11 protein-coding genes are annotated in these 16,561 nt (G+C 36.9%); 7 read left to right on the forward strand and 4 right to left on the reverse strand.

All coding sequences use genetic code 11. The features are described from left to right. Window positions 1–260: 260 nt before the first annotated feature. Together J2Y40_RS13580 and J2Y40_RS13585 are read right to left on the reverse strand one after the other, a co-directional pair. Window positions 261–1,895 carry a SusD/RagB family nutrient-binding outer membrane lipoprotein gene (locus tag J2Y40_RS13580; protein ID WP_153395575.1) on the reverse strand — a complete coding sequence of 545 codons (1,635 nt, stop codon included), beginning with the start codon at window positions 1,893–1,895 and terminating at the stop codon, window positions 261–263. 12 nt (window positions 1,896–1,907) lie between these two features. After that, complete coding sequence (locus J2Y40_RS13585; RefSeq protein ID WP_153395577.1) at window positions 1,908–4,916, reverse strand: SusC/RagA family TonB-linked outer membrane protein; 3,009 nt, start codon at window positions 4,914–4,916, stop codon at window positions 1,908–1,910. 301 nt (window positions 4,917–5,217) lie between these two features. Between J2Y40_RS13585 and J2Y40_RS13590 the strand changes: the two genes are divergently transcribed. Further along, complete coding sequence (locus J2Y40_RS13590; RefSeq protein WP_309999468.1) at window positions 5,218–5,802, forward strand: ribonuclease HII; 585 nt, start codon at window positions 5,218–5,220, stop codon at window positions 5,800–5,802. An 87-nt stretch (window positions 5,803–5,889) separates the two neighbouring features. Here the strand turns inward: J2Y40_RS13590 and yidC are convergent, their stop codons facing one another. Together yidC and J2Y40_RS13600 are read right to left on the reverse strand one after the other, a co-directional pair. Continuing rightward, the gene (gene yidC / locus J2Y40_RS13595) at window positions 5,890–7,689 is read right to left on the reverse strand and encodes a membrane protein insertase YidC (protein WP_309999470.1); all 1,800 of its coding nucleotides are present in this window, start codon (window positions 7,687–7,689) and stop codon (window positions 5,890–5,892) included. A 186-nt stretch (window positions 7,690–7,875) separates the two neighbouring features. After that, window positions 7,876–9,483, reverse strand: coding sequence for a CTP synthase (locus J2Y40_RS13600; protein WP_153395583.1), 1,608 nt, complete (start codon window positions 9,481–9,483; stop codon window positions 7,876–7,878). Between the two features lie 153 nt (window positions 9,484–9,636). Here J2Y40_RS13600 and J2Y40_RS13605 point away from each other — a divergent pair, with 153 nt between their 5' ends. From J2Y40_RS13605 to J2Y40_RS13630, 6 genes are all read left to right on the forward strand, one after another. Next, on the forward strand, window positions 9,637–10,239 hold the full coding sequence (locus J2Y40_RS13605) for a CDP-alcohol phosphatidyltransferase family protein (protein ID WP_309999473.1): 603 nt from the start codon (window positions 9,637–9,639) through the stop codon (window positions 10,237–10,239). Then, window positions 10,229–11,032: a phosphatidate cytidylyltransferase gene (locus J2Y40_RS13610; RefSeq protein WP_153395587.1), complete on the forward strand. Its 804-nt coding sequence runs from the start codon at window positions 10,229–10,231 to the stop codon at window positions 11,030–11,032. Before J2Y40_RS13605 ends, J2Y40_RS13610 begins: the two co-directional genes overlap by 11 nt. 3 nt (window positions 11,033–11,035) lie before the next feature. Continuing rightward, window positions 11,036–12,073 (forward strand): patatin-like phospholipase family protein, encoded by a 1,038-nt coding sequence (locus J2Y40_RS13615; protein ID WP_309999476.1) that lies wholly within the window; start codon window positions 11,036–11,038, stop codon window positions 12,071–12,073. Between the two features lie 394 nt (window positions 12,074–12,467). Continuing rightward, window positions 12,468–13,226, forward strand: coding sequence for an SDR family oxidoreductase (locus J2Y40_RS13620; RefSeq protein ID WP_153395591.1), 759 nt, complete (start codon window positions 12,468–12,470; stop codon window positions 13,224–13,226). Next, the gene (locus tag J2Y40_RS13625; protein WP_309999477.1) at window positions 13,208–14,509 is read left to right on the forward strand and encodes a phosphatase PAP2 family protein; all 1,302 of its coding nucleotides are present in this window, start codon (window positions 13,208–13,210) and stop codon (window positions 14,507–14,509) included. The genes J2Y40_RS13620 and J2Y40_RS13625 overlap by 19 nt, the downstream gene beginning before the upstream one ends. A 3-nt stretch (window positions 14,510–14,512) precedes the next feature. Continuing rightward, complete coding sequence (locus J2Y40_RS13630) at window positions 14,513–16,207, forward strand: bifunctional alpha/beta hydrolase/class I SAM-dependent methyltransferase (RefSeq protein ID WP_309999478.1); 1,695 nt, start codon at window positions 14,513–14,515, stop codon at window positions 16,205–16,207. The last annotated feature ends 354 nt before the right edge of the window (window positions 16,208–16,561 follow it).

The raw sequence follows: 16,561 nt of genomic DNA on the forward strand, positions 1-16,561 counted from the left end.
TTTAGTAATATTTTTTTTCACAATACCACAATGTGTTTTTTATTGATATTATCTATACCCAATATTCATCAATCAACTTAATAACGAGCTGAAATTCATTGCATTAATTCATAAAAACACCCCAAACTCCCATTGATGTGAAAAATAAACAATGTTATGCATATGATTTTTTTCCAATAAAAAACAGTGCAGAGAAGTCTTTACGACACAAAAAAACCGCCCGAAGGCGGCAAAAAAATATGTAAAATTTGTTTATAAAATTAGTTCTTATTCCAAAACGGAGTAAACTGGTTTTTAACGAAAACATCTCCTCCTGACATAGCAGGAACATTAGCTGCATTAGCCGCATATTCCGAGAATGGATAGATCAATCGATATGGTTTATTAGGCTGTTGAGCAGTTACCGCCATTGGTGTCCACGGATATCCTGTTCTGTTATACTCAATAAACATTTCCGTAGGATTGATGTTGGTTAATGCAATCCATTTCTGGGTCATAATCGCCTCAATTTTTTGCTGGGTAGAGCCTGTCCATCCTAGTCCAGGTCTGGCATTGGCAGCAGTTATATATGTATTTGTTGTACTTGCACTTGCTCCCAACCATGTAGCATTAGATCTAATAGCTGCTTCAAACTTAGCTTGTGCCCCAAATGTAAAAATAGCAGGCCATCTCAACGCTGCTTCAGCTTGTAACAGGTTACTTTCGGCACTTGACATCAGTACTCCACCACGTCCGTTGTTTACTTCAATTACATCATCCCAGGTTCCCACAGCTGCAGATCCGGCAAAATTACCTATCCCCAACTTCGAGGTATTTGTATTACTGATAGGTGCTCCCGGCTGGCCAGGGACAGCTCCTTGTCTAATTCCTTTCAACCCGGTAAAAGGAGTTCCATTGGAATCTACAGATGTAACATTGGTAAATAATCTGCTTCTTCTAGGATCTTTTAATCCTGTGAATTTAGAATAATTAGGATCATTCAATATTACATTTCCTTCCAAAGCATTGGCTATGTGTTCTGAAGCAACAACAAGCCCATAGTTTTGAACCTGTGTTCCTGCTGATGTTCTGGCCCAGGTAAGTATATAAGGATTCATTTGATCGTCATTAGAAGCACTATATCCAGGGTTCACTACTACCTCTTCATTAATAAAATCAGCACCAACTAAAGTTTGCAGTTTTGTATCTCTATAAGTAGCCAGATCTCCTGTAACTTTAGACATTCTGATTAGCAACCTTAATTTAATTGTATTTGATAATGCTTTCCATTTATCCATGTCCCCATGAAAAACAATATCTGCAGTATCAGGATCTTCAGCGTTCTCTTCTTCTGCAGCAATAATAGCATTCGCCTCTTCTAGACTGGTAATCAATCTTTTATAAATATCTGAATCCAAATCATATTTGGGTGTCATATTATCTCTTCCTTTGAAAGCTTCTGAATAAGGTGCATTTCCATAAAGATCTACAATATACTGCATATAAAATGCCTTCATAATTTTGGCAATAGCAACATAATTATCTTGTTTGTGATCAGCATTAGCATAGTTCTCGATCTGATTAAAGTTGGCCAGTCTTGGATACAATCCCCAGATTCCCGTATAAAAAGTGTTATCTATTGATCCCAAATTAAACTCTCTGGAAAAAGCACCTCCAAAACTATAGGTATTTCCAGCCCAGCTGTTCATCATCAAGTTTCCAAACTGCACCATTGTTCCAGCCTGTGTCCTATATGCCGTACTGATAGCCCCCGGAAGCATTAGGTCCGGAGTAATCTGTTCTGCCTGTATTGCATTAGGATTATCATTAACATCCAGATAATCATTGGAACAAGAAGCCACGGCTATGCTTAATGCAAGAACTGACAGAGTTGTTAAAAATTTATTCTTTTTCATTTTATTCAATAGTTAGAAAGTTACGTTTAAGTTAAAACCAAAGTTTCTGATCGTAGGGTACTGCCCTGTAGAGGCTAAACCTGCAGCATTTCCACTGGTTGTAGCTGTTTCCGGATCAGCATAGTTTCTGTTGCTCTTTGCATAAATCGCAAAAGGATTTCTGGCATAAACTCCTATAGTCAATGAATTAATAAATGTGCTTTTTAATATTGATTTTGGAATATCATAGCTAAGTGCAATCTCTCTTACTTTAAATGCAGTTCCATCAATTACATGCTCCTCACCCACTCTTCGGAAATTACCATCCGTAAAATAAGCATTGGTACCAAAATAAGAAGGATCGTTTCCTACCGGTGTTGTATTAGGAACATACTGCCCATTAACTAACTGAACTGAGTTAGGAACCACATATCCCTGATTTCTATCAAATGTAGCGGTCTGTTCAAGATGTCCTGCATAGGCTAACAATTCTTTAGAAAGAGGCACAAAACTATTTCCGGTTCTGTAATCAGCAACAGCACTTAATGTGATTCCTTTAAATTTGAATGAAGTACTGAAACCTAAAATATAATCCGGGTTAACTTTTCCTAAGACCTCTAAAGTTGATGTTGTTAAAGGATTACCATTTCGGTCTACAATAATATTTCCATTTGGATCTCTTTGATATTTTGTTCCTTTGATCATTGGGAAATCTTCTCCTACTACAGCATAAATACCTACTGTTGGTCTTGAAATTACATTTAACGGAGTTTCTTCAGAGCCATCTGCTAAGGAAAGAATTTTCGTTCTGTAGGTGGAATATGATCCTCTTACCTTCCATTCAAAATCTTTTGTTTTGATTGGTGTAAAGCCCAGATCCAATTCAAATCCCTGGTTACGGCTATCCCCAATATTGCTTAGAATACTGGAAATTCCTGACGCAGAAGAAGTAGTAACAGAAGTAATCATATTGCTGGTATCATTTCTAAAGACTGATCCTTCAAAAGTAATACGATCATTTAAGAACCCTAACTGCAACCCGGCCTCTTTAGAATTATAGAATTCAGGCTCGATATCGGGAGCATAGAATGAAGTTGTTGGCAGTGATGAAGATAAATTCCCAAAAGGATATCCCGTTGGGAAAGCACCAACACGGTCCAGACCATAAACAGGAATAGTCTGTACATTTCCAACTCTACTCAATGACACTGTTACTTTTGCATAGTTCAATATCTTCCCTTTTAAGCTTGCAAATGCTTTTGTAGGAATAAAAGATCCTCCCACGGAATAATAAGCAAATCCTTTATTGGTAAAAGGTAATTGATTTCCATCAAAATCTCTAGGATTTAAACTGATCAGGGAACTTTTTTCATACCTGAATGTAGTGTTTAAAAATAAATAATCCTTGTAAGCAAGGTCTAGGTTAGCAAACCAGGCATAAGATCTCACTTGGGTTTTACCATTATCCAGTTTATAGAAAGGATCCGGATTAAGGACATTATTGATATGATACCATCCCGGAATTTTAAGATTTGTTCCCCCTACCTGTGTAGAAGATGTTGTATTATCCTGGATATTGTGTCCTACATTAAGCTTCATATTGATATCATCCGTAAGCTCGTAGTCAAAATTAGCCATTAAGTCTCCATAATACCTAAATGAAGAACCTACCGACTTATAATAGCTAGATACTATTGGCTCTCTGGCAAAAGTTCCATCACTTGGAGAGTGCCCATCTAAATATGTTCCAGTACCTTCATATACTCTGTCATAGGCAAATGCATTCAGGTGGCTTTCAGCAATAGAAGATCCTGACGCTATAGTTCCGGCATAAGTAAAGGAGATATTTTTATTTAAATTATATTCAAGATTAATCAATCCGGTGAACATCCTGCTCTTATTGTTATACCTTTCATTATCGATGGTCCAATAAGGGTTTGTAATATACATTGAGTGTCCTGCATCCGGCAGAGAATATCTGAACTGTCTGATATCTACATTGGTAGGCGTCTGTAATAACTGATCATATAACCCCCCTGAAGTTTCAGAAGTACTTAAATCTAAATAGTTAACATTCCCATCAATTCTGAATTTGCCTAATCTTTTCCCCGCTTTTAAAATAAAGTTATTTCTTTTAAGATTATCATTCTCAACTACGAAATCATTTTGTGTTCTGTTGGCTGATAAAAACACATAAGAATCGGACCCTCCCGCAGAAACAGAAACTCCATTTTGGAACAATACTCCTGTTTTAAAGAAATTGCCTACATGGTTTTTCTTTGGCGAAAATGTTGTTCTAAGAAACTGATTATCTGCTTGAGGTAAGCCAACCACCAAATCCTGGCCTCCCAGTGCAGAATTATAAGCAGGTCCCCAGGCAGAGTTCTCATAAGGGGTCCATGTTGTTCCTCCGTATTCTGTAGTATCAAATGCATCTCCAGGCCATCCTTGTCCATATAGTTTCTGGAAAATAGGTAATTTGTACACTGAAGAAAAATCTACAGAGTTCGTTAATGAAATTTGTAATTTTTCTGACCTTGACCCTCTCTTGGTGGTTACAACCAAAACCCCGTTACTTCCTTTTTCTCCATATAGAGCTGCTCCCTGCATTCCTTTGATCACGTTAATATTCTCAATAATTTCAGGAGGAAGATTTTGGAAAATCCCCATTGTGGAAATTACACCATCAATGACAACCAACGCCTGGTTATTTCCGGAAATTGATCTTGGACCTCTTAAAACTACTCTTGCCGTAGAGTTAACAGAGTTATTGGTTGTGTTAATCTGCAAGCCCGAAACTTTTCCCGTAAGAGCCTGAACCGCATTTGGGTTATTCGCCTGAGTAATTTCAGCAGCATTCACTACCTGATTGGAAGAGGTAACAGCATCCTGTCTTTTCTTGATACCTAATGCTCCTGTTACAACTACTTCCCGGATCTCGGTAGTTCTCAACGTATCACCTTGTTCAGTATTTTGTGCATTGGCTACTGCAAAAGATGAAGTCAGAACTATAACTAAAACACTTGTAGTTAATTTCTTCATAGTTAGTTAATTATTTTTATGATTTACAAATATGTAAAAGTTTCTTAAAAAGAAAAAATTTTAAGTTAAAAAGTTTTAATTTAATATAATTATACATAATAAAATTAAAATACATTTATGATTTATCAATAAAAAAAACAATACGTTAAATACTTAAAAAACTCAATATTTATCAACATTACAATTATTCACCCAAAATGAAACATTATATCTATAAATCACCAATTCGAAAATACAACCTGCATTTTTATAGAATTTATAATTTCATTACTTTTACATGCATTCTATACAAATACTATTCATGGAATTATTGCAAAAATGGACAGACCTCTATATTGAGGCAGGGTGTGATGAAGTAGGAAGGGGATGCCTAAGCGGACCTGTTGTTGCAGCAGCCGTTATTCTGGATGACAGCTTTAAGCAGGACCTCGTTAATGATTCGAAAAAACTTACGTTTAAAACAAGAATGGATCTGGACAGCTATATAAAAGATAACGTGAAAAGCTACGCTATTGCTGAACTTCCTCCTTCATTCATTGATGAACACAACATCCTTAATGCGAGCATCCATGCTATGCACCGAGCTTTGGATCAATTAACCATAACCCCTGAACTGATCCTTGTTGATGGAAATAAATTTCATCCATACAATTATATTCCTCATCAATGCATCATTAAAGGAGATTCAAAAGTTTTATCTATTGCGGCGGCCTCTATCTTAGCAAAGAACTATAGAGATAAGCTGATGATAGAGCTTCACGAGGAACATCCTGAATACGGCTGGAAAACCAATTTCGGTTATGCTACTAAAGCCCACCAACAAGCTCTTATCAAACACGGCACAACAAAATACCACCGTCAGTCTTTCAGATTGAAGTACGATTAAAACAAAAACGGACCTCCATTTAAACTGGAGGTCCATTTATAAACAAAAAAAAAGAGAAGCAGATTTTGCTTCTCTTTTTTATATAGATTATTTCTTTTTATTTCTCTGCTGCTCCTGAGCTTTTTGCTGCTCCTGAGCCTTTTCCATCATCTCACGCATTCTCTTCTGGAATTTTCCTTCAGTCTTAGGCTTTTCTTTATTAGCCTGAATCTGTGCATGAATTTTCTTCTCATCCAGAATCCAGTATTTAATTACCAGAATGATCAGGATGTTAATGGCATTCGATACAAAATAATACCATGAAAGACCGGATGCTGATGTATTTAAGAAGAACAGGAATGTAATCGGGAAGATATACATTAATACTTTCATGTTTGGCATTCCTTCCTGTTGAGGCTGCTGCATATTTCCAGAAGTCATTACCGTATAGATAAGAATCACCACTGTACACGCCAATGCGAAAACACTTAAATGATCTCCAAGGAATGGAATTTTAAACGGAAGCTTAATCAAATCATCATAAGCGGTAAGGTCTTTTGCAAACCAGAATCCTTGTCCTCTCAGATCGATAAAGTTCGGGAAGAAACGGAATAAGGCATAGAAAATAGGGATCTGCACCAATGCCGGAAGACATCCTGCCATCTGATTTACGCCTGCTTTTCTGTAGATTTCCATCGTAGCCTGCTGCTTCTTCATTGGATCTGCATCTTTCAGCTTTGCATTTACCTCATCAATTTCGGGACGGATCACTTTCATCATCGCACTTAATTTGTGCTGCTTATACATGATTGGTGAAAGGATCAGCTTTACAATAATAGTCATTAAGAAGATTACCCAACCCGCTGTTAATCCCCATTCTGCGATAATATTGTACATCGGCATAAAGAATCCTCGGTTCATCCAGCCAATGAAAGACCATCCCAAAGGAAGAATTTCGTCGAAGTTTTTGTCGTAAGATTTCAATAGCGGTAAATCCAATGGCATGAAGTACCAGGTAAAATCCTGATTCAGTTCACTGCCTGTCATTTGAACAAATCCTTCAAAATTCAATTTCTTCAGGTATTCCCCCTCTTCAATATTTTCCTGGTTTCCTTTACTGTGTGTAAAACCATTTTTAGCTTCAATTACAGAAGAGAAGAACTGCTGTTTTACTCCAATCCAGTTAAGGGTTTCTTTTTCTTCTTCCATGGTTGTTCTTCCATCATAATCATAGTCTTTATAATTATTGAAAGCATAGGAGAATTCCGAGTGAGACTGCTCCTGAGCTCTACCCTTTTCTAAATTTCTTACACTGTAATCCCAGATGAAATCTGCTTTATTGTCAGCGGTAACATTAGCGAGGCCTTGTGTTCTTACTTTAAAATCCAGAGTATATTTTGGAAGCAGCGTATAAACGAACTGAATAACAGCTCCGTTATAATTAGCTGTCATTGTTACAGCATTACCATTTACCGCAGGAGAGAAAACTAAATCTTTAGTATTGATAACTTTTCCCGTTTTATCCTTAAACTGGAAACCGTAGTTTGAATTATTTTTATTGATCAGGTAAAGCGGAAGATCTGCTTTATCTGTTTTATGATCGTATGCTTTATATTCCGAAAGCTGTACTTTAGAAACCTGCCCTCCCAGACTTGAGAATTCAACATTCAATTCTTTATTGGACAGAGCTGCTGTCTGAATTGCGTTCGGAGTGACATTTGGATTGATATTGCTGGCCTGATTCTGTTTTACGGCATTTTTCACCTGTTCAGTTTTCTGCTGTTGGGCTTTCAACTGCTCTTCTTTCGACTGTTTGTTCTGGAAATAGAACATCGCACCGAAGAGAATCAGGCATAAAACCGCGAAACTAATCATTTGACTTTTATCGATTCCGTTGTTTTGTTGCATTTTATTTTTATTAAAAATTTTAAACTTTAATCCGTAATAATAATATTACTTTTTTGAGCTGACAAAAATACTGTTTTTTTATCAAAACTCTATGCTTTACTGCGTTACTATATAATAAACTCAAGCTGAGAATAATCAGCCTGAGTTTATATGTAGACGTTTATGATAAAAAATTACCTTACTTCTTTATTTTTTTTCACAAGCTTTGATGAAAGCTCTGAATAAAGGATGCGGTGTTGCTACCGTACTTTTGTATTCCGGGTGGTACTGCACTCCTACATAGAAAGGGTGTTCAGGCAGCTCAAGGGCTTCTACCAATCCGGTTTCAGGATTCGTACCTGTTGCCAGGAAACCGTTCTTTTCAAATTCCTGAAGATAGTCACTGTTGAATTCATAACGGTGACGGTGTCTTTCGGAAATATTTTTGTTTCCGTAGATTTCAGATAATTTAGAACCGTTTTTCAAAGCACATTTCCATGCTCCCAGACGCATTGTTCCTCCTTTGTCTATTACATTTTTCTGCTCTTCCATCAATGAAATTACAGGATCAGGAGTTGCAGTATCAAATTCTACAGAATTGGCTTTGGTATGTCCAAGAACATTTCTGGCAAATTCAACAGTCATGATCTGCATTCCTAAACAGATTCCAAGCATCGGAATTTTATTTTCTCTGGCGTATTTCGCCGTAAGAATTTTTCCTTCAATTCCTCTGTCTCCGAATCCCGGAGCTATAAGAACACCATTTACCCCTTTCAGAGTTTCCTTAATGTTATCTTCTGTAATATCACCGCTGTATACCCATCTTACTTTTACTTCAGTTTCAAGATCCGCACCGGCATGTTTAAATGCCTCAGCAATAGAAATATAGGAGTCCTGTAAAGAAACATATTTTCCTACCAGGGCAATTTCTACTGTTTTCTTAGGATTCTGGAATTTTTTAAGGAAATTTTTCCAGTCTTTAAGATCTGCATCTTTATCGCTTTTCAGATCCAGCTCTTTCAATACTACATCATCAAAGTTCTGCTTCTGAAGATACATCGGAACCTCATAGATGGTTTCCATATCTTTACATTCAATCACGTTCTCCAAAGGAACATTACAGAATTGGGCCAGTTTCGATCTCTGATCTTTTGGTATTTTATGTTCTGTTCTGCAAACTAAAACATCTGCCATAATTCCGCTTTCCATCAACTGACGAACGGAATGCTGTGAAGGTTTTGTTTTCAATTCACCGCTTGAAGCCAGGTAAGGAAGCAATGTCAAATGGATTACCATAGAATTGCTTTCACCCAATTCCCATTTCAGCTGGCGAACGGTTTCAATGTAAGGAAGAGACTCAATATCTCCTACAGTTCCTCCGATCTCTGTAATGATGATATCGTAGTTCTGTTTTGAAAGGATCTTGATTCTGCGCTTGATCTCATTCGTGATATGAGGAATTACCTGAACTGTTTTTCCAAGGAAGTCTCCTTTTCTTTCTTTTTCAATTACAGTCTGATAGATTTTCCCTGTGGTAACGTTGTTGTTTTGGGAAGTAGGAGCATCAAGATAACGCTCGTAGTGACCTAAATCCAGATCCGTCTCCGCACCATCTTCGGTTACATAGCATTCTCCGTGTTCATAAGGATTCAGTGTTCCTGGGTCGATGTTGATATAAGGATCTAGTTTTTGGATCGTTACATTAAAACCGCGTGATTTTAGTAGAAGTCCCAGAGAAGCAGACACGATTCCTTTTCCCAAAGATGAAGTTACACCTCCTGTCACAAAGATGTATTTTGTATTCTTTTTACTCATTAGATTAGGTTTGTGCAAAGTTAGGGGAAAAAGAAATACAAAGCAATTTTTTACATTTTGAAAATTGAAAATCCCCCTTTCAATCATTATGAATACTGATTAAAAAATTTATCTATATTTGATCTCAGCAAATGACAAAAAGCCATAACAACCATGATTTCGGTATATAAACTCAAACCCAGATTTCAGCAGCTGCTCACTCCGGTTCTGTTATTTTTACATAAAAACAAGATTACAGCCAACCAGATTACCATCAGCTCTGTCCTGTTATCTGTAGTGATCGGAATTCTGTTCTGGAATGCTGACATTTCAAAATGGTTTTTCCTAAGTCTTCCAATCGGACTTTTAATAAGAATGGCACTGAATGCATTAGACGGAATGATGGCCCGGAAATTCAACCAGACCAGCAAACTGGGTGAAGTTCTGAATGAAGTAGGTGATATTGTTTCAGACGTCATTATATTTTTCCCGTTGATTAAATTTCAGCCGGAAAGTCTATACTTAATCATTGTTTTTATTATTTTAAGTGTTATCAATGAATTTGCAGGGCTGATAGGAAAAGTAGTCGGAAAAGAGCGCCGTTACGACGGGCCGATGGGGAAAAGTGATCGTGCCCTTATTTTAGGATTATATGGACTTCTGATTTTCTTTAGCGTTGATATTTCAGGGTTATCTGTTTATATCTTCGGGTTGATTATAGCCCTTCTCCTCATCAGCACTTATACCCGTTTAAAGAAATCACTGCATGAAGCCTGAAGAAAATAAATTTGCAGATGTTCCTTTGAGAGTAAAGACATGGGGGTATATCATCGCTGTTTTTACCCTCGGAATATCACATCCTACAGCCATGAAAATTTTCGTTTCATGGATTGGTTTTCAGTGTTTTTTTGAGTTTCTGGGACTTTTTAAAATTGAATCACAGCGTTTATCAACATCTGTATTTTTAGGTATTTCTCAATTTATCCTGCTTTACTTTTTTAATATCAACGATTATCTTTTGTACAGCACTGCTTTGGCTTTTATCATTTTACTCTATTTTATTTTGTTAAAAAAGTCTGCTGTACAAATCTCAGGAGTATTTATGGCTCTTTTAATATGTCTTTTTGTTTTTCCGCATTTATTATTCATTCGAAAAATGAGTTCAGGGTTCAATTCTATTATCTTTTTAGTGGTTGTTACAGAACTGAATGATGTCTTTCAATATCTGATGGGGAAATTCTTCGGAAAACATAAGATTACTCCTAAAATCAGTCCCAACAAGACATTGGAAGGTTTTATAGGAGGGGTATTTCTTACCATTATATTAAGCAATATTCTTGGATTTTTTATTCTGAAAACAGATTTTTTCATCAACACAATATTAGGTCTGATTCTTGGAATTTCCGGATTCTTTGGTGATGTTCTGATGTCTTATCTGAAAAGAAAAGCAGGCGTAAAAGATACCGGAACGCTTCTTCCCGGGCACGGCGGACTTTTGGACAGGATGGACAGCCTGATCTTCAATGCTCCTCTTTTTTTCTGGATCCTTCCCATTCTCCTAAAAAGTTAAGCCATGAATGGAAAATTTGAAAAAGCTTTGATATTCTCAGGAGGCGGAACAAGAATGATGATCTACCTCGGAATGTATGCTGCACTGGAAGAACTGGATATGAAACCCGATGTTCTGATCGCCACATGCGGAGGAGCTTTTGCAACTGCGGTTATTAATGCTTTTCCTGATCATCTTTCCCGAAAGAACTATCTGAAATCAGAGGAATATTTCCGGTTTGTAACCAATACCGTTTTAACACAGCATAAAAAACTTTCAAAAATCGGACTTTTTACGCTGAAAAAAATACTAGACACAAGGAACGCCCCTTATATTGAAGATGTTTTCAACCGGTATCTTGTTGAAATGCATCAGGATCTATCTACAAATTTCCCCACCTTAAAAAACATTTCATTCTCAAAAGAAATCCCGACTTTAATCATCGGCTCAGAAATTCTTTTTACTCCGGAAGAAACCGGGCAACCCCGAAATAACAGAAAACTGTATCAAAAAATAATTTTCACCGATACAGAAACCGCCGATAAAATCATTCCCGAACAGATAATCATTAATTCATCTAATTTTAAAAACAGTACAATTACAGAACTTCCTCTGGTAAAAACAGATGTTTCTCTCCTTGAAAGTGTGAGAATCTCCGTTTCCGATATGTTTTATGTAGCTCCAGCTTTTCTTCAGGGAAAATATTTTGCCGGAGGAGCTGTTGATCTTATTCCGGTTGAACTGGCCAGACATCTCGCTAATATTGTAATCACGGAAAAAAAACAATCGTATACCCTAGCGGAAGAAGCATTAGTACGTTCCGTTTTTGGATTGAGCGGAAATAAACGTCTTTCAGAAGTCCAAAGCATGCATCCTGATTTTCAAATTGATACCCTTACCATCAAAGAGAGCCTGAAAGGACATTATCTGAAGAAAAACATCAACTGGAGTAAATTTGAAATTGGATTTTCTTTTCCACAAACGCATCAGCAGTTTAAGGAAGACATGGAAAAGCAATGGCAGTATGGTTTTGACCAGACGATGAAAAGCATGAGAAGGTAAATAGGGTTTCTCTTTTATATTTTGGCTAAAACTGTTGAAAATTTTATTTTTTTGCGAGCCAGAAACAATAAAATTCACGCAAAGATTTCTATTTATACCGCTGATTTTAGAGAGCAAAGAAATGCGACTTTATCGCTGATGAAGCTAATGGTTAAAACGCTCGCTTCATCGAATCAACTCTATTGACTCTACTCTTTGCTCACTTAAAATCATATTGCCTATAAATTGGCACTTTGCGTTTAAGAAAAACCTTATCCATTTATTTATCTGATAAGGCTTATTATATCTGGTTATATAAAAATTTACACTCTTACATTTACCAAAACTTATTAAAATTCGTTGGTTTGGCAGATAAAATTTATTTTTACGTAATATTGAACATCACAAAAGGCTTATGAACATTTTTATTGCAGGCGGAACTTCCGGTATAGGCTATGCGCTGGCAAGTCATTACCTTTCAAAAGGCCACTATGTAGGGGTTTGCGGAAGAGATCTGTCCAAAATACCTGAAAATAATAATGATGAGAGTTTAAAATCATTTCAGGCAGATGTTTGTGATTTAAATTCAATTTTATCCACATTGGAACTGTTTCTTGTGGATAACCATAATCTTGATATTTTCATCAACTGTGCAGGAAGCTATGCAGAAGATGTTGCCGGAAGAATTTCCTATGAAGAAGCAGAAGCAATGCTGCAAACCAACATTCTGGGAACGGTGAATGGTTTTGAAGCAGCAAGAAGAATGATGAAGGGGCAAAACAAAGGTAGTATTGCGGTTATTGCCTCTGTTTCAGGGATATTGAATTATGAAAATTCAAGTCTTTATACCAAAACAAAACGTTCGGTGATTCAGGTTGCGGATGCCTACAGAAGAGCCTTGAAACCTTTTGGAATTTCTGTAACGACTATTGCGCCCGGCTATGTGGACACTGAAAAATTAAGACAGCTCAATCATCATGATTTGAGCAAAAAACCTTTTCTCACAGATGTTAATACTGCCGTTTCCGTAATTACCCAAGCGATAGAACGCAAAGTAAATTTCATTATTTTTCCTTCAAAAATGAAATGGATGATGAAATCCTTATCCGTTCTCCCTTCTTCGTTCCTTAATCTAATCATGTTCAGGAAAGCCAAATGGATGAAAAACGACTGAAAATAGAGCAAAAATTTTCGGCTTTTATACTTTGTGCCATTGTTTTTACAGTAGTATACAATTATACAGCCTTGCATCTTTCAAAGCAGGAAGCAATTCCTTCATTTGTTTTTGATTTTGAAAAATATATTCCGTTCCTGCCATGGACAATCATTCCTTACATGACCAGTGGATTATTTTTCGTCCTGGTATTTTTTCTTTGTAAAAATAAGGAACAGCTTACAGCTCTCACCTACAGAATACTTTTTGTAACCATTATGGCTGGGATTTGCTTCCTATTGTTCCCATTGAAATTTTCTCTGGAAAAACCTCCAACAGATCATTTCTTACTGGGCTACCCTTTCCGGTTTTTAGAAATCTTTGATTCTCCGTTTAATCAGGCACCATCATTGCATATTGCCTATGCGTTTATTTTTTGGCCGGTTCTCAGAAACGTAAAAAAACTGCGCACTTTTTTTATGCTGTGGCTCCTCTTGCTTGGACTTTCTACCCTTACCACATATCAGCATCATTTTATTGATATCCTATCAGGATCAGTTCTTGCTCATTTCAGTTTTATCCTCTTTCCCTATCGTAAAAATGATTTTCGATACCGGAACTTCCAAATCGCCAATTTTTATTTTCTGTCGGGATGGATCATGGCTTCAGCAGCATTCATACTCTACAAAAACTCTGGTGCTACAGGATTGCTGATACTTTGGCCTGCTATTATGTCAATTGTAATAGGTTATCATTATCAAAAAAATACTGTCCGCTTTTTAAAAGATAAAAATGGAATTATTTCTTTGTGGAGAAAAGTTTTTTACGCTCCATACCTTATGATATACTGGGTATTATGGAGGTTTTTCCGAAAAAACAAAAAGCCCTTACTGATTGCTCCGGGTATTTATATTTCATCAAGACCAGATCATAAAGATCTTTCTTGTTTTACGACCAGCAATCACACTATAATCTACGATCTGTCAGCAGAAATGGAAGAAATTTCTAAATTGAAAGTATTACCTGACTATCATTCTGCTCCATTTCTGGATATTGGGATCCCTGACATTGAACAGACCAAAACATTAATTGCAGAAATCACAGAACATTATAAAAAACTTCCTGAAGGCGGGCAAATCCTCATCCACTGTACCATGGGCTTTACCAGAAGTTCGATGGTAGGAATTCTGGTAATGAAAAATATTTTATCTTTACCTTTAGAGGAAGCAATAACCACAATGAAATCCCTGAATAAGAATGCTATCATTCATCCTTATCTTCAGGAGTTTCTGAAAAAAAATTAAATTATGAACAACGGACATTTTAAAAGTTTTGATAACAGTCCTATTTTCTACCGGGAATGGAATTATCAGCCCGGCCAGAAAAGCATCATTATGATCCACCGGGGACACGAGCATTCAGAAAGGCTGAATGATATTGCACAGGCTCCACAATTTTCAAAATACAATATTTTTGCCTTCGATCTTCGCGGGCACGGCCATACAGAAACCAAAACCTCATCTGTTTTTATGGATTACGTGAGGGATCTGGATTCATTTTCCAAATTTATCATATCAGAATATGGTATCAATATCTCTGATATATTTGTTGTCGCCAACAGTATCGGCGGGGTTGTTGCTTCAGCCTGGGCCCATGATTTTGCACCGGCTATTGCAGGAATGGCTCTTCTGGCCCCAGCTTTCAGAATTAATCTTATTGTTCCTTTGGCTAATGAAATGATTACACTGGGAACCAAACTGAAAAAAGGACTGATCATTAAAAGCTATGTGAAATCTAAAATGCTAACCCACGATCCCGTTCAGCAAAATGCCTACGATACAGATCCGCTGATCTCAAGATCTATAGATGCAGAACTTCTTATTGACCTGGCCAAAGCCGGAAAGCGCCTTGTAGACGATGCTGCAGCCATCGATACTCCAACCTTGATTTTAGCTGCAGAAAAAGATCATGTGGTATTCAATAAAGATCAGAAAATCTTCCATGACCGCCTGGATACGGACCTGAAACATTATGAAGTCCTGCCCGGATTCTTCCATGGTATTTTATTTGACACCGGAAAAGAAAAAGTTTATGATAAGATCGCAGATTTTGCGGAAAAATCTTTTAGTAAAACTCAAAAATCAGCCTCTCTTTCTCCCGATCCGTTTTCATTAAAAGAATATGAAGATCTTAAAAATAATGTAGGCAATAACCTGAATTTTAAGCTTCAGAAAATGTCTCTGGGAAAAATCGGAAAAATAAGCAATGGGATGGCCATCGGTCTGAAATACGGTTTTGATTCCGGAGCTTCACTGGATTATGTTTACCAGAATCAGCCGGACGGAAAATTCGGTTTTGGTAAAATGATGGATAAGAATTACCTCAATGCCATCGGCTGGAAAGGGATCCGTATCAGAAAACAGCACCTGATTCAGCTTTTGGAACAGAACATCAAGTCTCTGAAACAGGAAGGCAGAAAGATCAAAATTCTTGACATTGCCGGCGGAACAGGAAATTATTTATTCGATATCAAAGAAAAATATCCCGATGCTGAAATCGTGATCAATGAATTTGTAAAAAGCAATATTGAGATCGGTGAAAAAGTAATTCGTGAAAAAAACTATCAGAACATCCGTTTTACCAATTTTGACTGCTTTGATCCTGAAACGTATCACCAACTGGATTTTGAACCGAATATCACCATTATTTCCGGGATCCTAGAACTTTTTGGTGATAATGAAGCAGCTTCCAGAGCAATCCGTGGAGCGGTCTCCATTTCTGAAAAGAATTCTTTTGTTGTTTACACGGGACAGCCGTGGCATCCGCAGCTGAAAATGATTGCTTATGTTCTGAACAATCATCAGAATAAAGACTGGATCATGAGAAGGCGTTCGCAAAAGGAGCTCGACAGAGTTATGGTTTATAATGGGGTACGGAAAGAGAATATGCTGATTGATGATTTTGGAATCTTTACGGTTTCCTCCGGTAAAGTTAATTTTTGAATCTTTGCAGAACCATTGATCAATGAAAATATTCCTGAATTTAATAACTTGAATAGCCCTAAATAATTTTTTTATTTTTCTCGCGAATCTGGCAGATTGAGCAGGTTTTGAAAATTTGCTGTATAGGTTTTGGCTAAAGCCAGCGGATTGTTTCTTTTTATTTGGGTGGACTAAAGTCCACCTCTATTGAATAATTCTACAGCCTACATTAAAAGGTTTTTAGAAAAGATTTTTGTTAACGTTTATAGCCCCGCTGATTTTATTTGATATCAGAAATAGCTGAAAACCTTTGGTTTTCTTGCGACTTAAAAGCATTATGATGGTTTAAATCCTTGCGTCTATTGCGTCTATCCA

This window comes from Chryseobacterium sp. 2987, assembly GCF_031456375.1.
Taxonomy (GTDB): Bacteria; Bacteroidota; Bacteroidia; order Flavobacteriales; family Weeksellaceae; genus Chryseobacterium; species Chryseobacterium vaccae.